This window comes from Caulobacter sp. FWC26 (genome assembly GCF_002742645.2).
Taxonomy (GTDB): domain Bacteria; phylum Pseudomonadota; class Alphaproteobacteria; order Caulobacterales; family Caulobacteraceae; genus Caulobacter.
Window position 1 is genome coordinate 1,293,563 of record NZ_CP033875.1, and the last position, 18,072, is coordinate 1,311,634.

Below are 18,072 nucleotides of genomic sequence, written 5' to 3' on the forward strand. Positions count from 1 at the left end.
GGAAGGGCTCTAGCGTTTTTCTTGTTCTGGAGCGAGGCGCTGATCGCTCCCGCCCTGCATCAGGGATACGTGGGCGCACACGACCTTCCAGCCGTCGGCGGTGCGGACCCAGGTCTGGCTCTGGCGGCCGATCTTGCCGGTGTCTTCACGGCGGAATTCGACATTGGCGATCGCGAAGTCCGCGCCAAAGGTGGTGACCTCGGTGCGAAGGCGCGTGCGGGGCGGCGAACCACCGGCCCGGCCGACGCGGAAGGCGGCGATCTCGTCAAAGCCCCAGAGGTTCTCCGCCACGCCCAGGCGCACGGTATGCGGCGAGGCCCAGAAGGCGCCGTCCAACGCCGCGACGTCATTGGACATCAGCGCCACTTCGTAGGCGTCGACCAGGGCGGTGACCTCGGCCAGCACGGCAAGATCGTTGACGATCATAGCGCCCCCGTCGGCGGATGGGCCGCCACCACGCCGGCGTGTTGCAGGCGCAGGGCGGCGGCGAAGGCCAGGTCCTCGCGCCAGGCCGGCGCGATGATCTGCACGCCGATCGGCAACTGGCCGGGACGGTTCACCGGCGCGGCGACCACGGGCAGGCCGACATAGCTGATCGGCTGGGTGAAGGCGCCCAGGTTCTTGCGCACCGACACCGGAACCCCGTCCATCTCCATCGTCGCCTGGCCTATCGGCGGAGCCGGACACACCGAGGCGGGCGCCAGCAGGATGTCGTAGTGCTGGAAAGCCTCGCGAACCTCGTCGCGGAAGATCGTGCGGAAACGCTTGGCGGCCTCGGCCACGCCCTCGGGCAGCAGGGCGCCGGCCAAAAGGCGGTCGCGGACGGCGGGGTCATAGTCCATGGCGCGCTTGGCCAGATCATCGTGATGCAACTCGCCGCCCTCGAACGCCGTCAGGCAGAAGGCGGCGGCGCGGGCGGCCTGGGCGCTCTGCAGGGTGACGGTGTTACTGGCTTCCAATGCGTCACCGACGCGACCCAGCGCCTCGAGCACCTCGCGAAAGGCGCCCTGCTGGAACCAGCCGCCCAGCACACCCACGCGCAAGGGCTGCTCGGCCAGGGCGTCGAGCCGACTCGCCAGCAGCTCGGCCTCGCGGACGCAGATCGGATCGCCGGCCGGATCGGCGCCCTGCAGCACGTCGTAGGCCAGGGCCAGATCCTCGACCGAGCGCGCGAAGGGGCCGACATGGTCCAGGCTCTCGACGAACGGGAAGACGCCCTGGCGCGACAGGCGGCCATAGGTGGGCTTGAGGCCGAACACGCCGCACAGGCCGGCGGGAATGCGGATCGAGCCGTTGGTGTCTGAGCCCAGGGTCAGGGGGACGAGGCCCGCCGCCACGGCCGCCGCCGAACCGCCCGACGAGCCGCCGGCGATCCGCGTCGGATCATGCGGATTGCGCACCGGGCCGTCATGCGCGTTCTCAGTGACGAAGCCGTAGGCGAACTCGTCCATGTTCAGCGCGCCCACCAGGATGGCGCCGGCGGCGGTCAGGCGTTGGACCAGGGTGGCGTCGCGGGGCGGCGGTGCGGCGTCGCGACGGATCTTGGATCCGGCCAGGGTGGGCAAGCCTTCGATATCGAAGAGGTTCTTCACGGCGAACGGCACACCGGCCAGCGAGCCGACGGCGCGACCCGCCGCGATGTCAGTGTCGACGGCCTCGGCGGCGGCGAGAGCGCGTTCGGCGGTCACCGCCGTGAAGGCGTTGATATCGCCGTCCAGGCGCTGGATGCGCGAGAGGGTGGCTTCGGTCACCGCGCGGGCGGTGACCCGGCCGGCGCGGACCTCGCCGGCGATCTCGACGACGCTGCAGAAGCTCACGGCTGGAAGGTCTCCGAGGCCTCGCCGGCCGCATCGCCCAGCGCGGCGACGAAGAGGGCGGTCTGGCTCTTGAGCAGGACGAGGTTGTCGATCACGCCGGGCAGAGCTGGGGCGGGCGGTTCGACGCCACGCTCGGTGGCGCGGCGCCGCGCCCAGGCGGCCACCTCGTCGTCGTCGAGGGCCAGGAAGGCTGTCGTGTCCGCGTCGAGCGCCATGGGCGGGATTCCATAAGTAAGAAAAAACTTCATACACCCGGGTTCGCCGGACGCGCCAGTCCCGCTTTCTCGGCAACCGTGATCCGCTCAAGCGTGCGGCACTGGGGCTGTGGATCGCTCGCCTGGAAGGCAGGTTGAGGTCAAGCCACGTGAGCATGGCGCTTCGCCTTAGGCCCCATCGCCGGTTCGGCTCAGATGCGTTTGTAAGGAAGGACTTACTTGATGGCGCATCACCGCCTGGCCTCTACGCCCGACACCGTCCGCTTTGGCATGTTCGACGCGGCGTTCGATCCTGTGCTTGTGGTGCAGTCAGGCGACAGGGTTACGGTCGAGTGCGTCTCGGGCGGCGTCGAAGTGATGCCTCCGGCCGGGTCGCCTTACGCCATCCCGCCGGCGCTCCAGGCGATCCACGATAGCAACCCGCCTCGCATCGGTCCGCACATCCTCACAGGGCCGATCGCCGTCGCTGGCGCCGAGCCCGGCGACATGCTGGAGGTGCGGATCGAGACGATCGAACCCAACAACGACTGGGGCTATTGCGCCGTGCGTCCGCTGGCCGGAACGCTGCCCGAGGACTTCCCTGAGCGCTATGTCAGCCATATCGCTGTCGACGCCGCCCGCGGGGTCTGCAAGCCGGAGTGGGCCCCGGAGATGCCTCTGGCGCCGTTCTTCGGGACGATGGGCGTGGCCCCGCCCGCGAAGTATGGCCGTCTCTCCAGCCGTGAGCCGCGCGAGCACGGCGGCAATATGGACAACAAGGAGCTGGTCGCCGGCTCGACGCTCTATCTGCCGGTCTGGGTTCCGGGCGCGAACTTCTCGGTCGGTGACGGTCACGGGCGCCAAGGCGACGGCGAGGTCTGCGTCAACGCGCTGGAGATGGGCCTCACTGGGACCTTCACCTTCGTGCTCCACAAGAAGGCGCATGGGGCCGCAGACGCCGGCGCCTTCGCCTGGCCGCGCGCGGAGACGCCGACGCATCACATTCTGATGGGCTTCCACGAGGATCTCGATCTGGCCATGAAGCAGGCCCTGCGCCAAACGATCGACTTCATCACCGCCCGCACCGCCCTGACGCGTGTGCAGGCCTATCAGTTCTGTTCGCTGGCGGTGGACTTCCGGGTCACCCAGACCGTGAACGGCGAAAAGGGCGTTCACGCGCTGCTGGCCAAGGGAGTGCTCGTCTAACCCGGCGGGGTCCGTTTACCCTTAATATTCCCGTCAACGTAGAAAGGGTTTCGGCACGCGACTTGCAGCCGATAGGTCACGCTGAGGTTGCAGTGTGATTTCGGGAGCGGGTGATGGATTTGCGCGGTACGCAGGGCGCCGACACTTTGGTCGGCGGCGCCGACGATGATGTCATCTACGGCTTCGAAGGCGCCGATACGCTCAAGGGCGGCGGCGGCAACGACGTCCTCGCCGGCAATGAGGGCAATGACGTCCTGCAGGGCGGCGACGGCGACGACTATCTGCTGGGCGGTGCGGGCAACGACACGATCGACGGCGGCGCGGGCAACGACTGGGCGGCCTATGAGGACGCCGCAGCCGGCGTGAAGGTCGACCTCACCCTGAACGGCGCCCAGAACACGGTCGGGGCCGGGACCGACAAGCTTATCGGGATCGAGAACGTCTACGGCTCGGCCTTCAACGACACCCTGATCGGAAGCGCGGCGGCCAATATGATGGTCGGCGGCGCAGGCAATGACACGGTCAGCGGCGGCAAGGGCGACGACACCCTGTGGGGCTCGGACGGCCATGACACGCTGGATGGCGGCGACGGCGACGACTACTTGGTCGGCGGCGCGGGCGATGACCTGATCAAGGGCGGCGCGGGCTGGGACTGGTCGTCCTATGAGGACGCCGCGGCCGGCGTCACCGTCGACCTGACCAAGACCACGGCCCAGAACACCGGCGGCGGTGGGACCGACACCCTGAGCGGCATCGAGCACCTCTATGGCAGCAAGTTCGCCGACGTCCTGACCGGCGACGCTAAGGACAACTACCTGTGGGGCGACGCCGGCGACGACAAGCTCTACGGCGGCGCGGGCGATGACCACCTGTCCGGCGGAGCAGGCGTCAATGTCATCGACGGCGGCGAAGGCTGGGACACGGTCGACTACGCGTTCAGCGAGGTCGGGGTGTCGATCAATCTTTCGGGCGCGCCGGCGCCGCAGATCCCCATTCCGGACGGCGTGGACGCGCTGGTCTCGATCGAGGCGGCGATGGGCTCGACCCATAACGACTACATCGTCGGCAACGACGCGGAGAACTATCTGTTCGGTGACGCGGGCGACGACGTGCTGTTTGGCATCGGCGGCCACGATGTTCTTGACGGCGGCGAGGGTAACGACGTTCTGCGCGGCAGTTTCCGTAAGCCTGGGGATATGCTGCTGGGCGGCGCGGGGCGCGACCAGATCATCGTCTGGACAGGCCCAGGCAGCGAGGGCGACGCAACCATCGTCGATGGCGGGACCGGGGTCGACGACCTGATCTTCTCGTCAATCGTCGACATCACGCTGGATCTGTCGAAGACCGGCGACCAGGTGATCGCGCCCGGCGTCCACATGGTCGTCTCGAATATCGAGAACGTGATGGGAGGCTCCGGAAATGACCGCCTCACGGGCGACGCGGGCGACAACAAGATCGTCGGTCAGGCCGGTGACGACGTTCTGGACGGCGGCGCGGGCTTCGACATCGCCTCATACGAGGGTGACCAGAGCGTTCGGGTGGACCTCTCCAAAACCGGACCGCAGAATACCGGCGGCGCCGGCGTTGATACGCTCCGCAACTTCGAAGGCCTGAAGGGTTCGCTGAGAGCCGACGTCCTAATCGGCGACGCTAAGGACAACACAGTCGAAGGCGGCCTGGGCGACGACATCATCGACGGCGGGGCCGGCGCCGACACCGCGATCTTCATCGGCAACGCCAACCAGTACACCTGGAACCGGAACGCCAACGGGACCTGGACGGTCAAGGGACTCGAAGGCACGGACACGCTGCTGAACATCGAGACGCTGAAGTTCAGCGACAAGTCGGTGACGCTGTCGCCGTCGGCGACGACGGTGACAGTGGATGATGTGCTGAGCAGCAAGTCGCCGCTAATGGGCGACAGCGAGGCCAACATCCTGACGGGTCGCGCTCTGGGCGACACGATCTACGGCTACGGCGGCGCTGACGTGATCACTGGGGGGAAGGGCGCGGATGCTCTATACGGCGGTGAGGGGAACGACACGTTCGTCTTTGCGGCGGGTGATACGACCTGGTCTGCGACCAGCGACGTCGGCGTGGATGTGATCCTGGACTGGGAGGCCGGCGACAAGCTCGTGTTCGGCGCGCCCGCTATGTCGTTCGAGGTTGGCAAGTTCACCGCGAATAGCTGGCAGGAAGCCCTGGCGGACGCGTCGCTTCACGTCGACACGTCGCATAAGGCCTTTTTGGCGTATCAAGTAGGGGGCGACGTCTACGTCCTCTACCAACCGAACGCCTCGACTGGCGTCTTCGAGAACGTGGTCAAACTGGCCAACACCACGCTCGACAAGGTCAGCATGGCGACCTTTATCCCGAGCATCGGTGTTTCCTTCGAAGGCGATAGCGCCGCCAACCTTCTGTGGGGAACCGGGTTCGACGACACCATTGATGGCAAGGGCGGGGACGACGTGATCTGGGGGGGCGCCGGTTCGGATAAACTGACCGGCGGCGCGGGAGCAGACCGGTTCCAGTTCTTGAACGGCGACAGTGGGTTCAGTGCAAAGTTGGATACAGGTGTCGATGTCATCACCGACTTCGAAGTCGGTGATCGGCTCGCATTCCAGTGGAATTTCGGCACGCTCAGCCTGAGCGAAATTCAGATCAACACCGGAAACCTGGGCAGTCCGACCAGCGCTGTCTTCCAGCTCGTTATGCAAGGTTGGATAAACCAGCGCGCTACGGGAGCCGGTCCGCGCTTCATAATCTTCGGGTCCGAAGGCGACACGTATGTGCTCGCTGACGTAGATGGTTACATCGACTTAAATGGGCAGACGCACGATTGGATGTACGACACGACGATCAAGCTCCAGGGCTTCAATCCGGCAAACTTCACGGTCGACATGATCACAGGGGCTTAGTCCACCACCCCTCCCGCAACCGCGACTGCATCCTTACGATGTCGTTACGTCGGCGTAAGGGTGTGCCGCTCTTCCGCAAGGCGTTCGGAGTCCGTCCAACTAAGGACGGGCCCGCACCATTGGAGGGAAGTGTATGAAGTCGTTGTTGCCCGCCGTCGCCTTGCTCGCGCTGGCCGCCTGCTCACCCCAGCCCGCCGCCGACAAGAAGGCCGAGGCGCCCGGCGCCGCGCCGGCCGCCGCCGCGCCCAAGCCGCCCAAGGCCGACATCCCGGCCGGCGACTACACGCTGGACAAGAGCCACGCCTCGCTGACCTTCAAGGTCAGCCACCTGGGTTTCTCGAACTACACGGCCAGCTTCGCCGATTTCGACGCCAAGCTGCGCTTTGATCAGGCCAACGCCGCCGCCAGTTCGCTGGAGGCGACGATCGATCCTAAGTCGCTGACACTGCCTGCGCCGCCGCCCGGCTTCCAGAAGGATTTGACCGGTCCGCAGTGGCTGGACGCGGCGCGGTATCCGGCGATCACCTTCAAGTCGACCAGGATCGAGACCACCGGTCCCGACACCGGCAAGGTCACTGGCGATTTGACCCTGCACGGGGTGACCAAGCCGGTGACCCTGGATGTGACGTATAACGGCGGCTATGTCGGCCATCCGATGGATCCGAACGCGCGGATCGGCTTCTCGGCCAAGGGGGCGTTCAAGCGCTCGGACTTCGGGATCGCCTACGGCGTTCCGGCGCCCGGCACGACCATGGGCGTCGGCGACGAGGTCCAGGTCGAGATCGAGGCCGAGTTCAGCGGCCCGCCGCTGAAGGCCGCGTCCTCCAGCTAGCGCTTCGGCGCCCCCCGCGTCAGATAGCCTTCCAGCAGGGCCAGGGCGTGGTCGAGCCGCGCCCGGCGCCATTCCGGCGCGCTCATGTCGGTGTTCAGCGTGGCCGACAGCGAATAGCCGTTGGCCAGGTGAAAGCGGCTCATGGCCGCGATCGTCACATAGATCTGCACCGGGTCGAGATCAGGCCCGAACAACCCTTGCTTCTGACCGCTCTCGATCAGCCGCTCGATCGTGCGGCGCAGCGGGAAGGCCGTCTCAGTGACGACCCGCGATTGCGACGCGAACTTGCCGTGCTGCAGGTTCTCGTTGCGCAGCAGGCCCTCGAAGCGCGGGTTCTTCTCGAAATAGTCGAAGGTGAAACGCTGCAGCTCCAGAAAGCCGTCCAGCGGCTTGTCGAAGTCGATCTTCAGCTCGGCCTCGCGGGCCCGGAGGTCCATGTAGGCGCCTTCGAGAACGGCCATATACAGGCCCTTCTTGTCCCCGAAGTAGTGGTAGAGCATCCGGATATTGCACTTGGCCGCCTTGACGATCTTCTCGATCCGGGCGCCCGCGAAGCCGGCCTGGGCGAACTCCTTGAGGGCCGCGGCGAGGATCGCCTTGCGAGTGCGCTCGGCGTTACGCTTGCGCGGCGCGCCGTCCGCAGCCTCGAGGGCGGCGTCGGCTTGCGCGTCCAGGACGGCGTCGGTCACGGGATCTTGGCTCCCTGTTTGATCCAGGCGCCCAGCTGGGCCCGCTCCTCATCGGTCATGCCGGTCTCGTTGCCAAGAGGCATGCTGGTCGAGAGCACCGCGCGTTCGTTGATTTTCGCCGCATAGGTCTTGATGTGCGCCGGCGTGTCGAAGGTCGCGCCCAGCGGCGGGGCCGAGAACCCCGCGTGGGTCGGCGTAGCGGCGTGGCAGGTCACGCAGTGTTTCTGGACGATGGCCTGGGCGGTGGTGAAGGGCACCTCGCTGGTGATCTCAACCTTGTCCTTGGGCTTCATCGACGCGATGGCCGTGGCGCCGAAGATCAGCATGGCGCCGTAGAACAGGAACTCGTGCCGGATCTTCCCGAAGTGGCGCTGGATGAAGAAGTAGCGGATCGCGATCGCGCCGGCGCTGATCATGGCCAGCAGCAGCCAGGCCTTCGGGTGTCCCGAGACGGCCGGATAGTGGTTGCTGATCATGATGAAGATGACCGGCAACGTCATGTGGGTGTTGTGCACCGACCGCTGCTTGCCCATGGCGCCCAGGCGTGGGTCGACGGGGCGGCCGGCCAGCATGTCGGCGACGATCTTGCGCTGGTTGGGGATGATGACCAGGAACACGTTCCCGACCATGCAGGTGCCGATGATCGCGCCCACATGGATGAACGCGCCTCGGTCGGAGAACAGTTGCGTCAGCGCCCAGGTCGCGGCGGTCAGGATCGAAAACCAGACGACGCCGAACAGCTTGCCGTTCTGGCCCAGGGGCGAGCGGCACAGGGCCTCGTAGGTCGCGAGGCCGCCGAAGATGAAGGCCAGGCCCACGCCGATCGCCTGGGTTTGCGTGAAGGCGTGCCTGACCGGGTCGATCAGATAGACCCCCGCCTGCCAGTAATAGAGCACGATCAGCAGCGCAAAGCCCGACAGCCAGGTGGTGTAGGCCTCCCATTTGAACCAGTGCAGGTGCTCGGGCATGTGCGCAGGGGCGTTCAGATACTTCTGCGAGTGGTAGAAGCCGCCGCCGTGTACGGCCCACAGCTCGCCCTTCACGCCGTCCTTTGGGGGATCGGGATCGCGCAGATTGTTGTCCAGCCAGACGAAGTAGAAGGACGCGCCAATCCAGGCCACGCCCGCCACCACGTGCAGCCATCGCAGGGCCATGCTGGCCCAGCCCGCGAAATCGTAGTCCATCAGTTGGTCACCGCGTCGAGCAGTCGAAGCTTGGAGATCAGGCCGATCTGGATGATGGCCTCGGCGATCTCGGCCGCCTCGTCGTTGGAAAGCCGCGTCTGCATGGCCGCCAGGATCGCGGCCTTGTCGTTCAGCCGCACGCAGATGATGAACGGAAAGCCGAAGCGATCCCGATAGGCGGCGTTCAGGTCATGGAAGCGCGCGAACTCCTCGGGCGTCAGCCGGTCAAGGCCCGCGCTGGCCTGCTCGGCGTTGCTCTCAGCCGTCAGCTGCTTGGCGATCGCGGCCTTGCTGGCCAGTTCCGGGTGGGCGCGGATCAAGGCCAGCTTGTCGGCGGTGGTCGCGGTGTTGAGCACCGCCATCATCGCGTCGTGCAGGGCCTCGACGCTGGCGAACGGACGCTCGCTCCAGGCGCGCTCGACCACCCAGGGCGACAGCTCGAAAGCGAACCCCAAAGCGGTGGCGAAGCCGGTCTGGTTCATGCTGTTGAGCCGAGCCAGGGTCAGGGGCGGGGCGCCGCTCATGGCAAAGCTCCTCTCCCTTCCCCCTCGATGGGGGAAGGGCCGGGGATGGGGGTGAGCTCAGTGCTGTTCAGGTTGGGTCCGAGAGGCGCGAACGGGGCATTGATCAGCTTGCTGGCGGACGCCGCAATCACCCCCATCCCAACCCTTCCCCCATCGAGGGGGAAGGGCTTGGAGAACATGCTCATGCCTTGCCCTCCTGATACGGATGCGTCGCGATCCAGTGCCGCGCGATGTCGATGCGCCGGGCCACCCAGACGCGGTCATGGTTCGTCACGTGCTCCAGGAAACGCCGCAGGGCGCCGATGCGGCCGGGCTTGCCGACCACGCGGCAATGCAAGCCGACGCTCATCATCTTCGGCGCGGTTTCGCCCTCCAGGTAGAGGGCGTCGAAGGCGTCGCGCAGATAGGTGAAGAACTGCTCGCCGGTGTTGAACCCTTGCGCCGCCGTGAAGCGCATGTCGTTGGCTTCCAGCGTGTAGGGCACGATCAGCTGCGGGCGGCCGTGCTGGTCGTCCCAGTAGGGCAGGTCGTCGGCGTAGCTGTCGGCGTCGTAGAGAAAGCCGCCTTCCTGGGCCACGAGCCGCGCGGTGTTGGGGCTGGTGCGCCCCTGGTACCAGCCTAGCGGGCGTTCGCCGGTCAGGCGTTTCTGGATTTCGATGGCCTGCTGGATGTGCTCCAGCTCCTGGTCTGGCGTGAAGTGCTGATAGTCGATCCAGCGATAGCCGTGGCTGGCGATCTCCCAGCCGGACTTCATCATCGCCTCGACCGCCTGGGGATGGCGCTCCATGGCCTGGGCGACGCCGAACACGGTCAGCGGCAGGCCGAACTCCTCGAACAGGCGTCGGATGCGCCAGAAGCCGGCGCGCGAGCCGTATTCGTAGAGGCTCTCCATCGACATGTGCCGCATCCCCTGGATGGGCTGGGCGCCGACCATCTCCGACAGGAAGAACTCGGAGACGGGATCGCCGTGCAGGATTGAGCGCTCGGCGCCTTCTTCGTAGTTCAAAACGAACTGGACGGCGACGCGGGCGTCATTGGGCCAGCGCGCGTGCGGCGGATGCTCGCCATAGCCGATGAGGTCGCGGGGATAGGTCGCAGTCATGCCTTCTGCCCCCGCTGGGGGCGGACGACCGCGCGCAGCGCGGTCAGGTGGGGGCGACTAAGGTGACTACTCACTGACTTGCCCCCTCCGCGCTTCGCGCTCCTCCCCCGGAGGGGGAAGAAGGTGCTGATCGGCCCGCTCATCCGTACACCTTCGCCGCCGCGTCGACGCCTGCGCCGGCCGGAGCGCTGAAGCCTTCCCAGCGCAGCACGGCCTCGAAGGCCGCCAACGTCTGCAAGACCGCGTGTTTGCGGGCGTTCACGCCCATCGTGCCGATCCGCCAGATCTTGCCGGTCAGGGGGCCGAAGGCCGAGCCGATCTCGATCTCGAAGTCGGTGCGCATACGCGCCTTCACGCGGTCGTAGTCGACGCCGTCAGGGACCCAGATGCCGGTGACGTTGGTCATCTTGTGCGCCTTGTCGCCATAGATCGACAGGCCCATGGCCTCCAGGCCAGCGGTCATGGCCGCGCCCGCCTTGGCGTGGCGCTCGAAGCGCGCCGGCAGCCCTTCCTCCAGCACCAGCCGCGCGCATTCGCGGGCCGCGAACAGCATCGGGGCGCATTCGGTGTGGTGGTTCAGGCGCTTCTCGGACCAGTAGTCCATGATCATCGCCAGATCGAAATAGTTCGAGGCGATGCGGCGGCCGGCGCCCGCCGCGCCGCCGGTTCCGACGAGGCCCTTCTCGACATGGCGACGCGAGAAGATGTGCTCGGCGGCCTGGTCGCTGATGGTGATCGGGGCCGAGCCGGAGGGGCCGCCCAGGCACTTCTGGAGGCCGGCGGTGACGATGTCGGCGCCCCAGGCGTCGACCGGAACGTCCATGCCCGACAGGGTGGCGGTGGCGTCGACATACATCAGCGCCCCGTGCGCGCGGCAGATCGCGCCGATCTCGCTAAGCGGCTGGGCCATGGTGGTCGAGGTGTCGCCGTGGACGCAGGCCACCAGGCGCGGCTTGACGCGCTTGACGGCGTCCTCGACCGCCTGCGGATCGACCACGGTCCCCCAGGGGGCCTCGACGAAGGTGACCTTGGCGTCGCAGCGCTCGGCGATCTCGGCCAAGAGCAGGCCAAAGCGCCCGGCGTTGACCACCACGACGTCGTCGCCCGGCTGAAGGGTCGAGACCAGCGCCGCCTCGATGCCGGCGCGCGAGGTGCCGTCGATCGTGAAGGTCCAGCGGTTCTTCGTCTGGAAGACCCCGCGATAGAGGGCCATGACCTCGTTCATATAGCCGGTGAACTCGGGGTCGAACTGGCCGAGCAGCTGCACCGACATGGCCCGCAGCACGCGCGGGTGCACGTTGATTGGGCCGGGGCCCATCAGCAGGCGGGCAGGGTGGTCGAGCTCGTGAAAGGCGCCAAGGGTGTCTTGGGTCATGCGCGTTCGCGTCGTTCTAGCTTGTCGATGAAGGTGAGCATGGCGCGGGCCGCCAAGGCGCAGTCGGCCTCGGTGACGGCCTCGGCCGGATTGTGGCTGATCCCGCCCTCGCAGCGGATGAACAGCATGGCGGTGGGGCAGAGGTCGGCCATCACCATGGCGTCGTGACCCGCGCCCGAGGGCAGCCGGCGGACGGGCAGGCCCAGGGCGGCGAGGCTGTCTTCCAGCAGACCCATCAGCGACGGATCGCAGGGACTCTCGGCCAGGGCCTGCATCAGGGTGACGGTCGCCGAAAGGCCCCGCGCGGCGGCGATGGTGTGGATCTCGGCAGTGACCGCTTCGACGGCGGCGTCGCGCGTGGACGAGGTCTCGGCGCGGATGTCCATCGAGAACTCGACCGCGCCCGGAATGACGTTGAAGGCGCCGGGTAGGGCGGTCATGCGGCCGACCGTGCCGACCAAGCCGTCGGTTCCGGCGCGGCAGATCCGCTCCAGCGCCAGCATGGCCTCGGCGGCGGCGGGGCCCGGGTCCTTGCGCAGACCCATGGGCGTGGTGCCCGCGTGCCCGGCCTGACCCTCGATACGGACCATCAGGCGCTTCTGGGCGGCGATGGCGGTGACGACGCCCAGGGCCAGGCCCTCGGCCTCCAGCACGGGGCCTTGCTCGATGTGGGCTTCCAAGAAGGCCAGCACGTCTTCGGGCCGGCGCGCGGCGCTGGCGATCCCGACCGGATCGCCGCCGAATTCCGCCAAGGCCTCGGCCACCGACACGCCGTCGGCGTCGCGCATCTCCAGAGCGCTGACGTCCAGCACGCCCGCGATCGCGCGGCTGCAGCTCATCGAGGCGGGGAAACGCGAGCCTTCTTCGTCGCCGAACGCGACCACTTCGATCGCGAACGGCAGGCGGCGGCCGGCGCGATTCAGCGCCTCCACAACGTCGATTCCCAGCATGATCCCGAGCGGCCCGTCATAGCGTCCACCGTTGCGGACGCTGTCGATGTGCGAGCCGATGATCAGGGCCTTCGCGCCCGGCGCTTCACCCTCGTAGCGACCGATGAGATTGGCGACGGCGTCGCGGCGGACGCTCATGCCGGCTTCGGCCATCCAGCCAGCGAGGGCCTCCAGCGCGGCCTCGTGAGCCGGTGTCAGGAAACGGCGCGTAAGCTGGCCTTCGATCTCGCTGTAGGGCGCAAGACCCAGGGCGTCGCAGCGCGCCTTGGCCCTTACCCCGATGTCGAAACCGTCTGTCACGTCTGGCTAGGCCCCCGCTTCGTCACCAACCCTAGCAGGCTGCGCCCGCGGGTCCCGTGTCACAAGCCTTTGTGGGGCGAGTTGGCGAAGGGCGCCCGCGCGAGCGCCACGCCGCCGTCACGGGCGCCTCTTCATAAGTCATAATTTGCTTACTTAGGAAGGGCGTTCCGACAGAACGGGGCGGACGGGATCATCCGCAAGCGCCAGGCGGCTTCTTGGGAAGGCTTCTGGCAGCTCGTCGCGCAGGAAGGCCATCATCTTTTCACGGACTTCGCAGCGCAGATCGAAGGTGATCGGCGCATTGCGCGCGCTGATCAGACAGCGGATCTCCATCACGTCGGGGCGCAGGTCGGTGACAGCCAGATTCACGACCTTGCCGTCCCACAGCGGCGAAGCGCGCGCGATCTCCTCCAGCTTGGCCCGCAGCCGATCGACGGGGGCGGCCGGGTCCACATACAGCATCGCCGTCCCGATCAGCGCGGCGTTTTCGCGGGTCCAGTTCTGGAACGGCGTCTGGATAAAATAGGTCAGCGGCAGAACCAGGCGTCGCCAGTCCCACAGGCGCACGACGACATAGGTTGCGGTGATTTCCTCGATGTTTCCCCACTCCTTTTCGACGATCACCGCATCGTCGATCCGAATGGGCTGGGTCACTGCGATCTGGATGCCCGCGATCAGGTTGGTCAGCAGGGGCTGCAGGGCCAGGCCGACGATGAGGCTGGCGGCGCCGCCGGCGGCGAGCAGGCTGACGCCCCACTGTTTGACCCCGGGTACGGTCATCAGGGCCAGGGCAAGGGTGAACAACCCGACCAGGATCGCCATCGCCCGTCGAAGAATCCGCACCTGGGTGATGTGCTTGCGCGCCAGAAGGTTGTCTTCGACATCCACCTTGAAGCCGCGCAGATAAAGCGCCGCCGCGATGTCCAGCGCGGTCATCGCCATCCAGCCAACCAGCAGAATGAACAGGACGAGCAGGACGTGTCGCGATGCGTCGGCCTGGCCGGCGGAAAGCGGCGCGGCGGAGACGGCGGGACCCAGCGCGGTGACCACAAGCGCCATGCGTGTCGGGCGCCGGGTGCGGGCGATCAGCGCCTGCCAGAAGGCGTCGCGCCGCGAGAGGGTTCGCCGCACCAATCGGACCAAGGCGGCGTGCGTAGCGAGGGCCGTAAGCAGGGCCAGAGCGATCAGAAGCAGGCTTATCAGCCAGGGCGGGGCCCAGGCGAAGCCGGTGACGAGACCAGACAGGTCGGCGGTGAGGGCGTCCATGACCAAGGCGAACGCCTCGCCGAGGTCATGGCTCCCTTGCGAACGTCAGCGCGCAGCGAACCAACGCGCCGCCGCATAGCCGGCTGACGCCGCGACGGTGGTGATGAACGTCCCCCAGGCCATGTCGACCAGGGTGATCGTTGTCGACCAGGTCTTCATCGTCGCTTGATTGGTCAGGTCATAGGTGGCGTAGGCGACCAGGCCGAACACCGCCGCGTGGACCAGAAGCCGCTTCCAGCCGCCCTCGCGCAGCGCCGGCATCACGGCCAGGATGACGATCCCCGCCACATAGAGCAGGTAAAAGACCACGGCCGGCGGCATCGACGGCTTGTCGGCCAGCAACTCACCGATGCGAGGCTGGTAGAGGCGATTGACCATTTGGGTCAGCCAGATGATGTCGAGGACCAGCATCGCCAGCGCGGTCCCGACATAGGCGACGGCGAACTGGATCATTGGGCGGTCTCCGTAGGGATCGGGCGCATCCGGTAGTGGCTGACGCCCCATTCCTCGCCGCCGCGATGGCCGAACAGGCCGGCGGTCGCCAGGAAGAACAGGCGCCAGCGGCGGCGCCAGACGGAGGCGTGCTTGCCGTAGACCTCAGCCAGGATCGGATCGATCGTGGCGCGGCGGGCATCGAAGTTCTCAAGCCACTGGCGGGCGGTGCGGGCGTAGTGCTCGCCGCTCCAGCGCCAGTCCCGCTCGACCGTGAAGAGATCAGGGAATTGGCGCGGCAGATCATGGCTGGGCATGACGCCGCCGCTGAAGAAGTACTGGGCGATCCAGTCGGCGGGATCATCGACCTCGAAGCGGTAGGGCGTATTCTTGTGCGTGAACACGTGCAGGAACAGCAGGCCGTCCGGCTTCAGCCAGCCCCGCACCCGGGTCAGCAGCGCGCGCCAGTTGGACATGTGCTCGAACATCTCGACAGAGACCACGCGGTCGAAGCGCTGGTCGGTCTGGAAGTCGTTCATGTCGGCGGTGATGACCTTCAGGTTGGTCAGGCCCTGCTCTGCAGCGCGGGCTTCGATGAAGGCGCGCTGCGAGGCCGAGTTCGAGACCGAGGTGATGGACGAGTTGGGGCACCGGGCCGCCATCCACAGCGACAGCGAGCCCCAGCCGCAACCCAGTTCCAGGACCGACTGGCCATCGCGCAGGTCCGCGTGCTCGGCCGTCTCGCGCAGAGCCGCCGCTTCGCCTTCGGCCAGGGTGGTGGCGCCCGGCGGATAGAGGCCGCTGGAGTATTTCAGGTTGGGGCCCAGCACCGCCTCGAAGAACGGAGCCGGCAGTTCGTAGTGCTGCTCGTTGGCGTTGGCGGTGTGGGTCGCGATTGGACGCGTTTCCATCTCGCGGGCGAAGGACGAGGTCGCGTCGGCCGGCGCCTGTTCAAGGCGGCGTCGCGCGTCGCCCACGAGAAAGTCGATCGCCGCGCGCGACACGACGTCGGGCATCGGCGCGTCCTCAAAGGCGTGGATCGCGGTCTTCACCAGGCTCATGGTCGTTCTCCGGGAGGCTTGAGAACGGTTACGCACGGACAAGGCGTTCGGATGCGTCCGGAGGTCGCAGCGGAGCGTAACGGGTTGCAGGCGTCGTCGTGTCGCCTTGGGAGATTGTCTTGGCCGCTGTTGTTCCTCGCCAATCCATCGCCGTGATCGGCGCTGGCGTTTCTGGGCTTTCCGCCGCGTGGCTGCTGTCGCACCGGCACGATGTGACGCTGTACGAAGCCGACAATCGCCTGGGCGGACACGCCAACACGATCATCGCCGAGGGCGTGGCGGTCGACACCGGCTTCATTGTCTACAACGAGCCGAACTATCCGAATTTGACGGCGCTGTTCCGCCATATCGGCGTCGAGACGACCGAGACCGACATGTCTTTCGGCGTTTCGCTCGACGGCGGCGCGCTGGAGTATTCGAGCACCAAGCTGCTGGCCCAGAAGCGCAACGCCGTGAACCCGCGCTTCCTGAAGATGCTGCTGGACGTCGTGCGGTTCTATCGCGAGGGCCGCAACATTCCTGCCGATCTGGAGCAGGGCGGCCTCTGCCGGCTGGACGACTATCTGCGCCGCCAGGGCTTTGGCCGGGCGTTCCAGGAAGACCACCTGCTGCCCCAGGCCGCCGCCATCTGGTCGGCCTCGCTGCGTGACATCCGAGAGTTTCCCGCCGCCGCATTGCTGCGCTTCTTCGACAATCACGGCCTGATGCTGCCGATCGACAAGCGTCCCATCTGGCGCACCGTCGTGGGCGGCTCGGCGCGCTATGTCGAAAAGCTGGCGGCCGGGGTTTCAGGCCCGATCCTGACCGGCCGTCCCGTCAAGGCGATCCATCGCGGGCCGGATGGCGTGAAGATCGAGGATACGACCGGCGAGACCCGGGCGTTTGACCACGTGGTCATCGGCGCGCACGCCGACCAGGCTTTGTCGATGCTGGCCTCGCCGACCGCCGAGGAACGCGACCTTCTGGGCGTCTTCCGCTACAGCCGCAACCGGGCCGTGCTGCACAGCGATCCGGCCCTGATGCCCAAGCGTCGACGCGCTTGGGCCAGCTGGAACCATGTCGGCCGTCGCGGCGAGGACGGCGAGGGCGGTGTCACCTACTGGATGAACATCCTTCAGCCGCTGGGCGTGGACCGCCCCTACTTCCTGTCGCTGAACCCCATGCAGGACCCCGCCGGCCTGATGCACGATCAGGTCTACGAGCACCCGCTGTTCGACGGTCCGGCGATGATGGCCCAGCGTCGCCTGTGGTCTCTTCAGGGGCGCCGGCGCACCTGGTTCTGCGGCGCCTATTTCGGATCGGGCTTCCACGAAGACGGCCTGCAGGCCGGGTTGGCCGTCGCCGAGCAGCTGGGCGGCGTTCGTCGTCCCTGGCTCGTGCCCAACCCGTCGGGCCGCATCGTCCTGGACGTGGCCGAGCCCGCCGCTGATCGTGAGTTGGTTGCGTGATGAGCCGCTCGGCGCTCTTTGCGGGCCACGTCGTCCATGATCGGACCCGCCCTAAGCGTCATCATCTGCGCTACGGCGTCTTCATGCTGCTGCTCGACCTCGACGAGGTCGAAGCGCTCAGCGCGCGGCTTCGCCTGTTCTCCCGGCGGGGCTGGAACCTGATCGGGTTCCATTCGCGTGACCATCTCGACGATCCCGGAGCGACGCTGCGGGACGAGGTGCTGGCCAAGCTGTCGGTCCATGGCCTAGCCGAGGGGGTGACGAGCATCCGGGTTCTGACCATGCCCCGCATCCTGGGCAAGGGCTTCAACCCGCTGACGGTATTCTTCTGCTACAATGCCCAGGACGGCCTGGTCGCCACCGTCCACGCCGTGCGCAACACGTTCGGCCAGCGCCACGACTACGTGATGCCGGCCCGCCTCGGTCGCGACGGCTGGGTGGAGCAGACGGCAGACAAGGCCTTTTACGTCTCGCCGTTCCTGCCGATGGACCTGCGCTACGGCTTCGAGACGCGCCCGCCGAGCGAGGACGTCCATGTGGGCGTCGACGTGCTGGACGAGGCGGGCATCGTGCTCTCCGCCACGTTTGAGGGCGAGCGCCGCGCCTTGACCGATGGCGCGATCCTGAAGGCGCTGATCGGCCATCCCTGGCAGGTCGCCGGGGTGCTGGTGGCGATCCACTGGGAAGCCCTGAAGATCATCCTCAAGGGCTTCCGCTACTATCCGCAGGACAAGGCCACGCGCGGGCTGCGTCGCCCGGCGGCCACCTGAGCGC

17 protein-coding genes are annotated in these 18,072 nt (G+C 67.1%); 5 read left to right on the top strand and 12 right to left on the bottom strand.

Features of this window, described 5'->3' with window-relative positions:
• Positions 1–9: 9 nt before the first annotated feature.
• The 3 genes from hpxZ to CSW63_RS07655 are packed head-to-tail and all read right to left on the bottom strand — an operon-like array spanning position 10 to position 2,032.
• Positions 10–426 carry an oxalurate catabolism protein HpxZ gene (gene hpxZ / locus CSW63_RS07645; RefSeq protein ID WP_062096263.1) on the bottom strand — a complete coding sequence of 139 codons (417 nt, stop codon included), beginning with the start codon at positions 424–426 and terminating at the stop codon, positions 10–12.
• On the bottom strand, positions 423–1,817 hold the full coding sequence (locus CSW63_RS07650; protein ID WP_062096266.1) for an AtzE family amidohydrolase: 1,395 nt from the start codon (positions 1,815–1,817) through the stop codon (positions 423–425). The genes hpxZ and CSW63_RS07650 overlap by 4 nt, the downstream gene beginning before the upstream one ends.
• Positions 1,814–2,032 carry a hypothetical protein gene (locus tag CSW63_RS07655; RefSeq protein WP_062096285.1) on the bottom strand — a complete coding sequence of 73 codons (219 nt, stop codon included), beginning with the start codon at positions 2,030–2,032 and terminating at the stop codon, positions 1,814–1,816. Before CSW63_RS07655 ends, CSW63_RS07650 begins: the two co-directional genes overlap by 4 nt.
• A gap of 219 nt (positions 2,033–2,251) precedes the next feature.
• On the opposite strand from CSW63_RS07655, the gene CSW63_RS07660 reads away from it, so the two are divergent.
• The 3 genes from CSW63_RS07660 (at position 2,252) to CSW63_RS07670 (ending at position 6,967) form a co-directional block, all read left to right on the top strand.
• Entirely contained in the window at positions 2,252–3,217 is a 966-nt protein-coding gene (locus CSW63_RS07660; RefSeq protein WP_168193623.1) for an acetamidase/formamidase family protein, read from the top strand.
• A gap of 113 nt (positions 3,218–3,330) precedes the next feature.
• Positions 3,331–6,135, top strand: a complete 2,805-nt coding sequence (locus CSW63_RS07665; RefSeq protein WP_062096270.1) for a calcium-binding protein — start codon at positions 3,331–3,333, stop codon at positions 6,133–6,135.
• Positions 6,136–6,268: 133 nt separating this feature from the next.
• The gene (locus CSW63_RS07670) at positions 6,269–6,967 is read left to right on the top strand and encodes a YceI family protein (protein ID WP_062096272.1); all 699 of its coding nucleotides are present in this window, start codon (positions 6,269–6,271) and stop codon (positions 6,965–6,967) included.
• On the opposite strand, the gene CSW63_RS07675 is transcribed toward CSW63_RS07670, so the two are convergent.
• From CSW63_RS07675 to CSW63_RS07715, 9 genes are all read right to left on the bottom strand, one after another.
• Entirely contained in the window at positions 6,964–7,656 is a 693-nt protein-coding gene (locus CSW63_RS07675; RefSeq protein ID WP_062096274.1) for a TetR/AcrR family transcriptional regulator, read from the bottom strand. The genes CSW63_RS07670 and CSW63_RS07675 overlap by 4 nt on opposite strands.
• A complete protein-coding gene (locus CSW63_RS07680) occupies positions 7,653–8,840 on the bottom strand; it encodes a urate hydroxylase PuuD (protein WP_062096276.1) in 1,188 nt (395 codons plus the stop codon). The genes CSW63_RS07675 and CSW63_RS07680 overlap by 4 nt, the downstream gene beginning before the upstream one ends.
• Positions 8,840–9,364 (bottom strand): 2-oxo-4-hydroxy-4-carboxy-5-ureidoimidazoline decarboxylase, encoded by a 525-nt coding sequence (gene uraD, locus CSW63_RS07685; protein ID WP_062096278.1) that lies wholly within the window; start codon positions 9,362–9,364, stop codon positions 8,840–8,842. The genes CSW63_RS07680 and uraD overlap by 1 nt, the downstream gene beginning before the upstream one ends.
• Positions 9,365–9,545: 181 nt before the next feature.
• Positions 9,546–10,466: an allantoinase PuuE gene (gene puuE / locus CSW63_RS07690; protein ID WP_062096282.1), complete on the bottom strand. Its 921-nt coding sequence runs from the start codon at positions 10,464–10,466 to the stop codon at positions 9,546–9,548.
• A 139-nt stretch (positions 10,467–10,605) separates the two neighbouring features.
• Positions 10,606–11,841, bottom strand: a complete 1,236-nt coding sequence (locus tag CSW63_RS07695; RefSeq protein WP_168193624.1) for an alanine--glyoxylate aminotransferase family protein — start codon at positions 11,839–11,841, stop codon at positions 10,606–10,608.
• Positions 11,838–13,091 carry an allantoate amidohydrolase gene (locus CSW63_RS07700; protein ID WP_062093677.1) on the bottom strand — a complete coding sequence of 418 codons (1,254 nt, stop codon included), beginning with the start codon at positions 13,089–13,091 and terminating at the stop codon, positions 11,838–11,840. The genes CSW63_RS07695 and CSW63_RS07700 overlap by 4 nt, the downstream gene beginning before the upstream one ends.
• Before the next feature lie 153 nt (positions 13,092–13,244).
• On the bottom strand, positions 13,245–14,357 hold the full coding sequence (locus tag CSW63_RS07705) for a mechanosensitive ion channel family protein (protein ID WP_062093678.1): 1,113 nt from the start codon (positions 14,355–14,357) through the stop codon (positions 13,245–13,247).
• 45 nt (positions 14,358–14,402) lie between these two features.
• A complete protein-coding gene (locus tag CSW63_RS07710; RefSeq protein WP_062093679.1) occupies positions 14,403–14,810 on the bottom strand; it encodes a DUF2177 family protein in 408 nt (135 codons plus the stop codon).
• A complete protein-coding gene (locus tag CSW63_RS07715; protein ID WP_062093680.1) occupies positions 14,807–15,850 on the bottom strand; it encodes a cyclopropane-fatty-acyl-phospholipid synthase family protein in 1,044 nt (347 codons plus the stop codon). The genes CSW63_RS07710 and CSW63_RS07715 overlap by 4 nt, the downstream gene beginning before the upstream one ends.
• Before the next feature lie 119 nt (positions 15,851–15,969).
• Between CSW63_RS07715 and CSW63_RS07720 the strand changes: the two genes are divergently transcribed.
• On the top strand, positions 15,970–17,298 hold the full coding sequence (locus tag CSW63_RS07720; RefSeq protein ID WP_082749319.1) for an NAD(P)/FAD-dependent oxidoreductase: 1,329 nt from the start codon (positions 15,970–15,972) through the stop codon (positions 17,296–17,298).
• The gene (locus CSW63_RS07725) at positions 17,295–18,068 is read left to right on the top strand and encodes a DUF1365 domain-containing protein (RefSeq protein ID WP_062093681.1); all 774 of its coding nucleotides are present in this window, start codon (positions 17,295–17,297) and stop codon (positions 18,066–18,068) included. Before CSW63_RS07720 ends, CSW63_RS07725 begins: the two co-directional genes overlap by 4 nt.
• The last annotated feature ends 4 nt before the right edge of the window (positions 18,069–18,072 follow it).

Bases quoted from the DNA above. Each gene is read 5' to 3' on its own strand.
- hpxZ (WP_062096263.1), bottom strand. From the start codon at position 426: ATGATCGTCAACGATCTTGCCGTGCTGGCCGAGGTCACCGCCCTGGTC.
- CSW63_RS07655 (WP_062096285.1), bottom strand. From the start codon at position 2,032: ATGGCGCTCGACGCGGACACGACAGCCTTCCTGGCCCTCGACGACGAC.
- CSW63_RS07665 (WP_062096270.1), top strand. From the start codon at position 3,331: ATGGATTTGCGCGGTACGCAGGGCGCCGACACTTTGGTCGGCGGCGCC.
- CSW63_RS07670 (WP_062096272.1), top strand. From the start codon at position 6,269: ATGAAGTCGTTGTTGCCCGCCGTCGCCTTGCTCGCGCTGGCCGCCTGC.
- CSW63_RS07680 (WP_062096276.1), bottom strand. From the start codon at position 8,840: ATGGACTACGATTTCGCGGGCTGGGCCAGCATGGCCCTGCGATGGCTG.
- uraD (WP_062096278.1), bottom strand. From the start codon at position 9,364: ATGAGCGGCGCCCCGCCCCTGACCCTGGCTCGGCTCAACAGCATGAAC.
- puuE (WP_062096282.1), bottom strand. From the start codon at position 10,466: ATGACTGCGACCTATCCCCGCGACCTCATCGGCTATGGCGAGCATCCG.
- CSW63_RS07695 (WP_168193624.1), bottom strand. From the start codon at position 11,841: ATGACCCAAGACACCCTTGGCGCCTTTCACGAGCTCGACCACCCTGCC.
- CSW63_RS07705 (WP_062093678.1), bottom strand. From the start codon at position 14,357: ATGGACGCCCTCACCGCCGACCTGTCTGGTCTCGTCACCGGCTTCGCC.
- CSW63_RS07710 (WP_062093679.1), bottom strand. From the start codon at position 14,810: ATGATCCAGTTCGCCGTCGCCTATGTCGGGACCGCGCTGGCGATGCTG.
- CSW63_RS07715 (WP_062093680.1), bottom strand. From the start codon at position 15,850: ATGAGCCTGGTGAAGACCGCGATCCACGCCTTTGAGGACGCGCCGATG.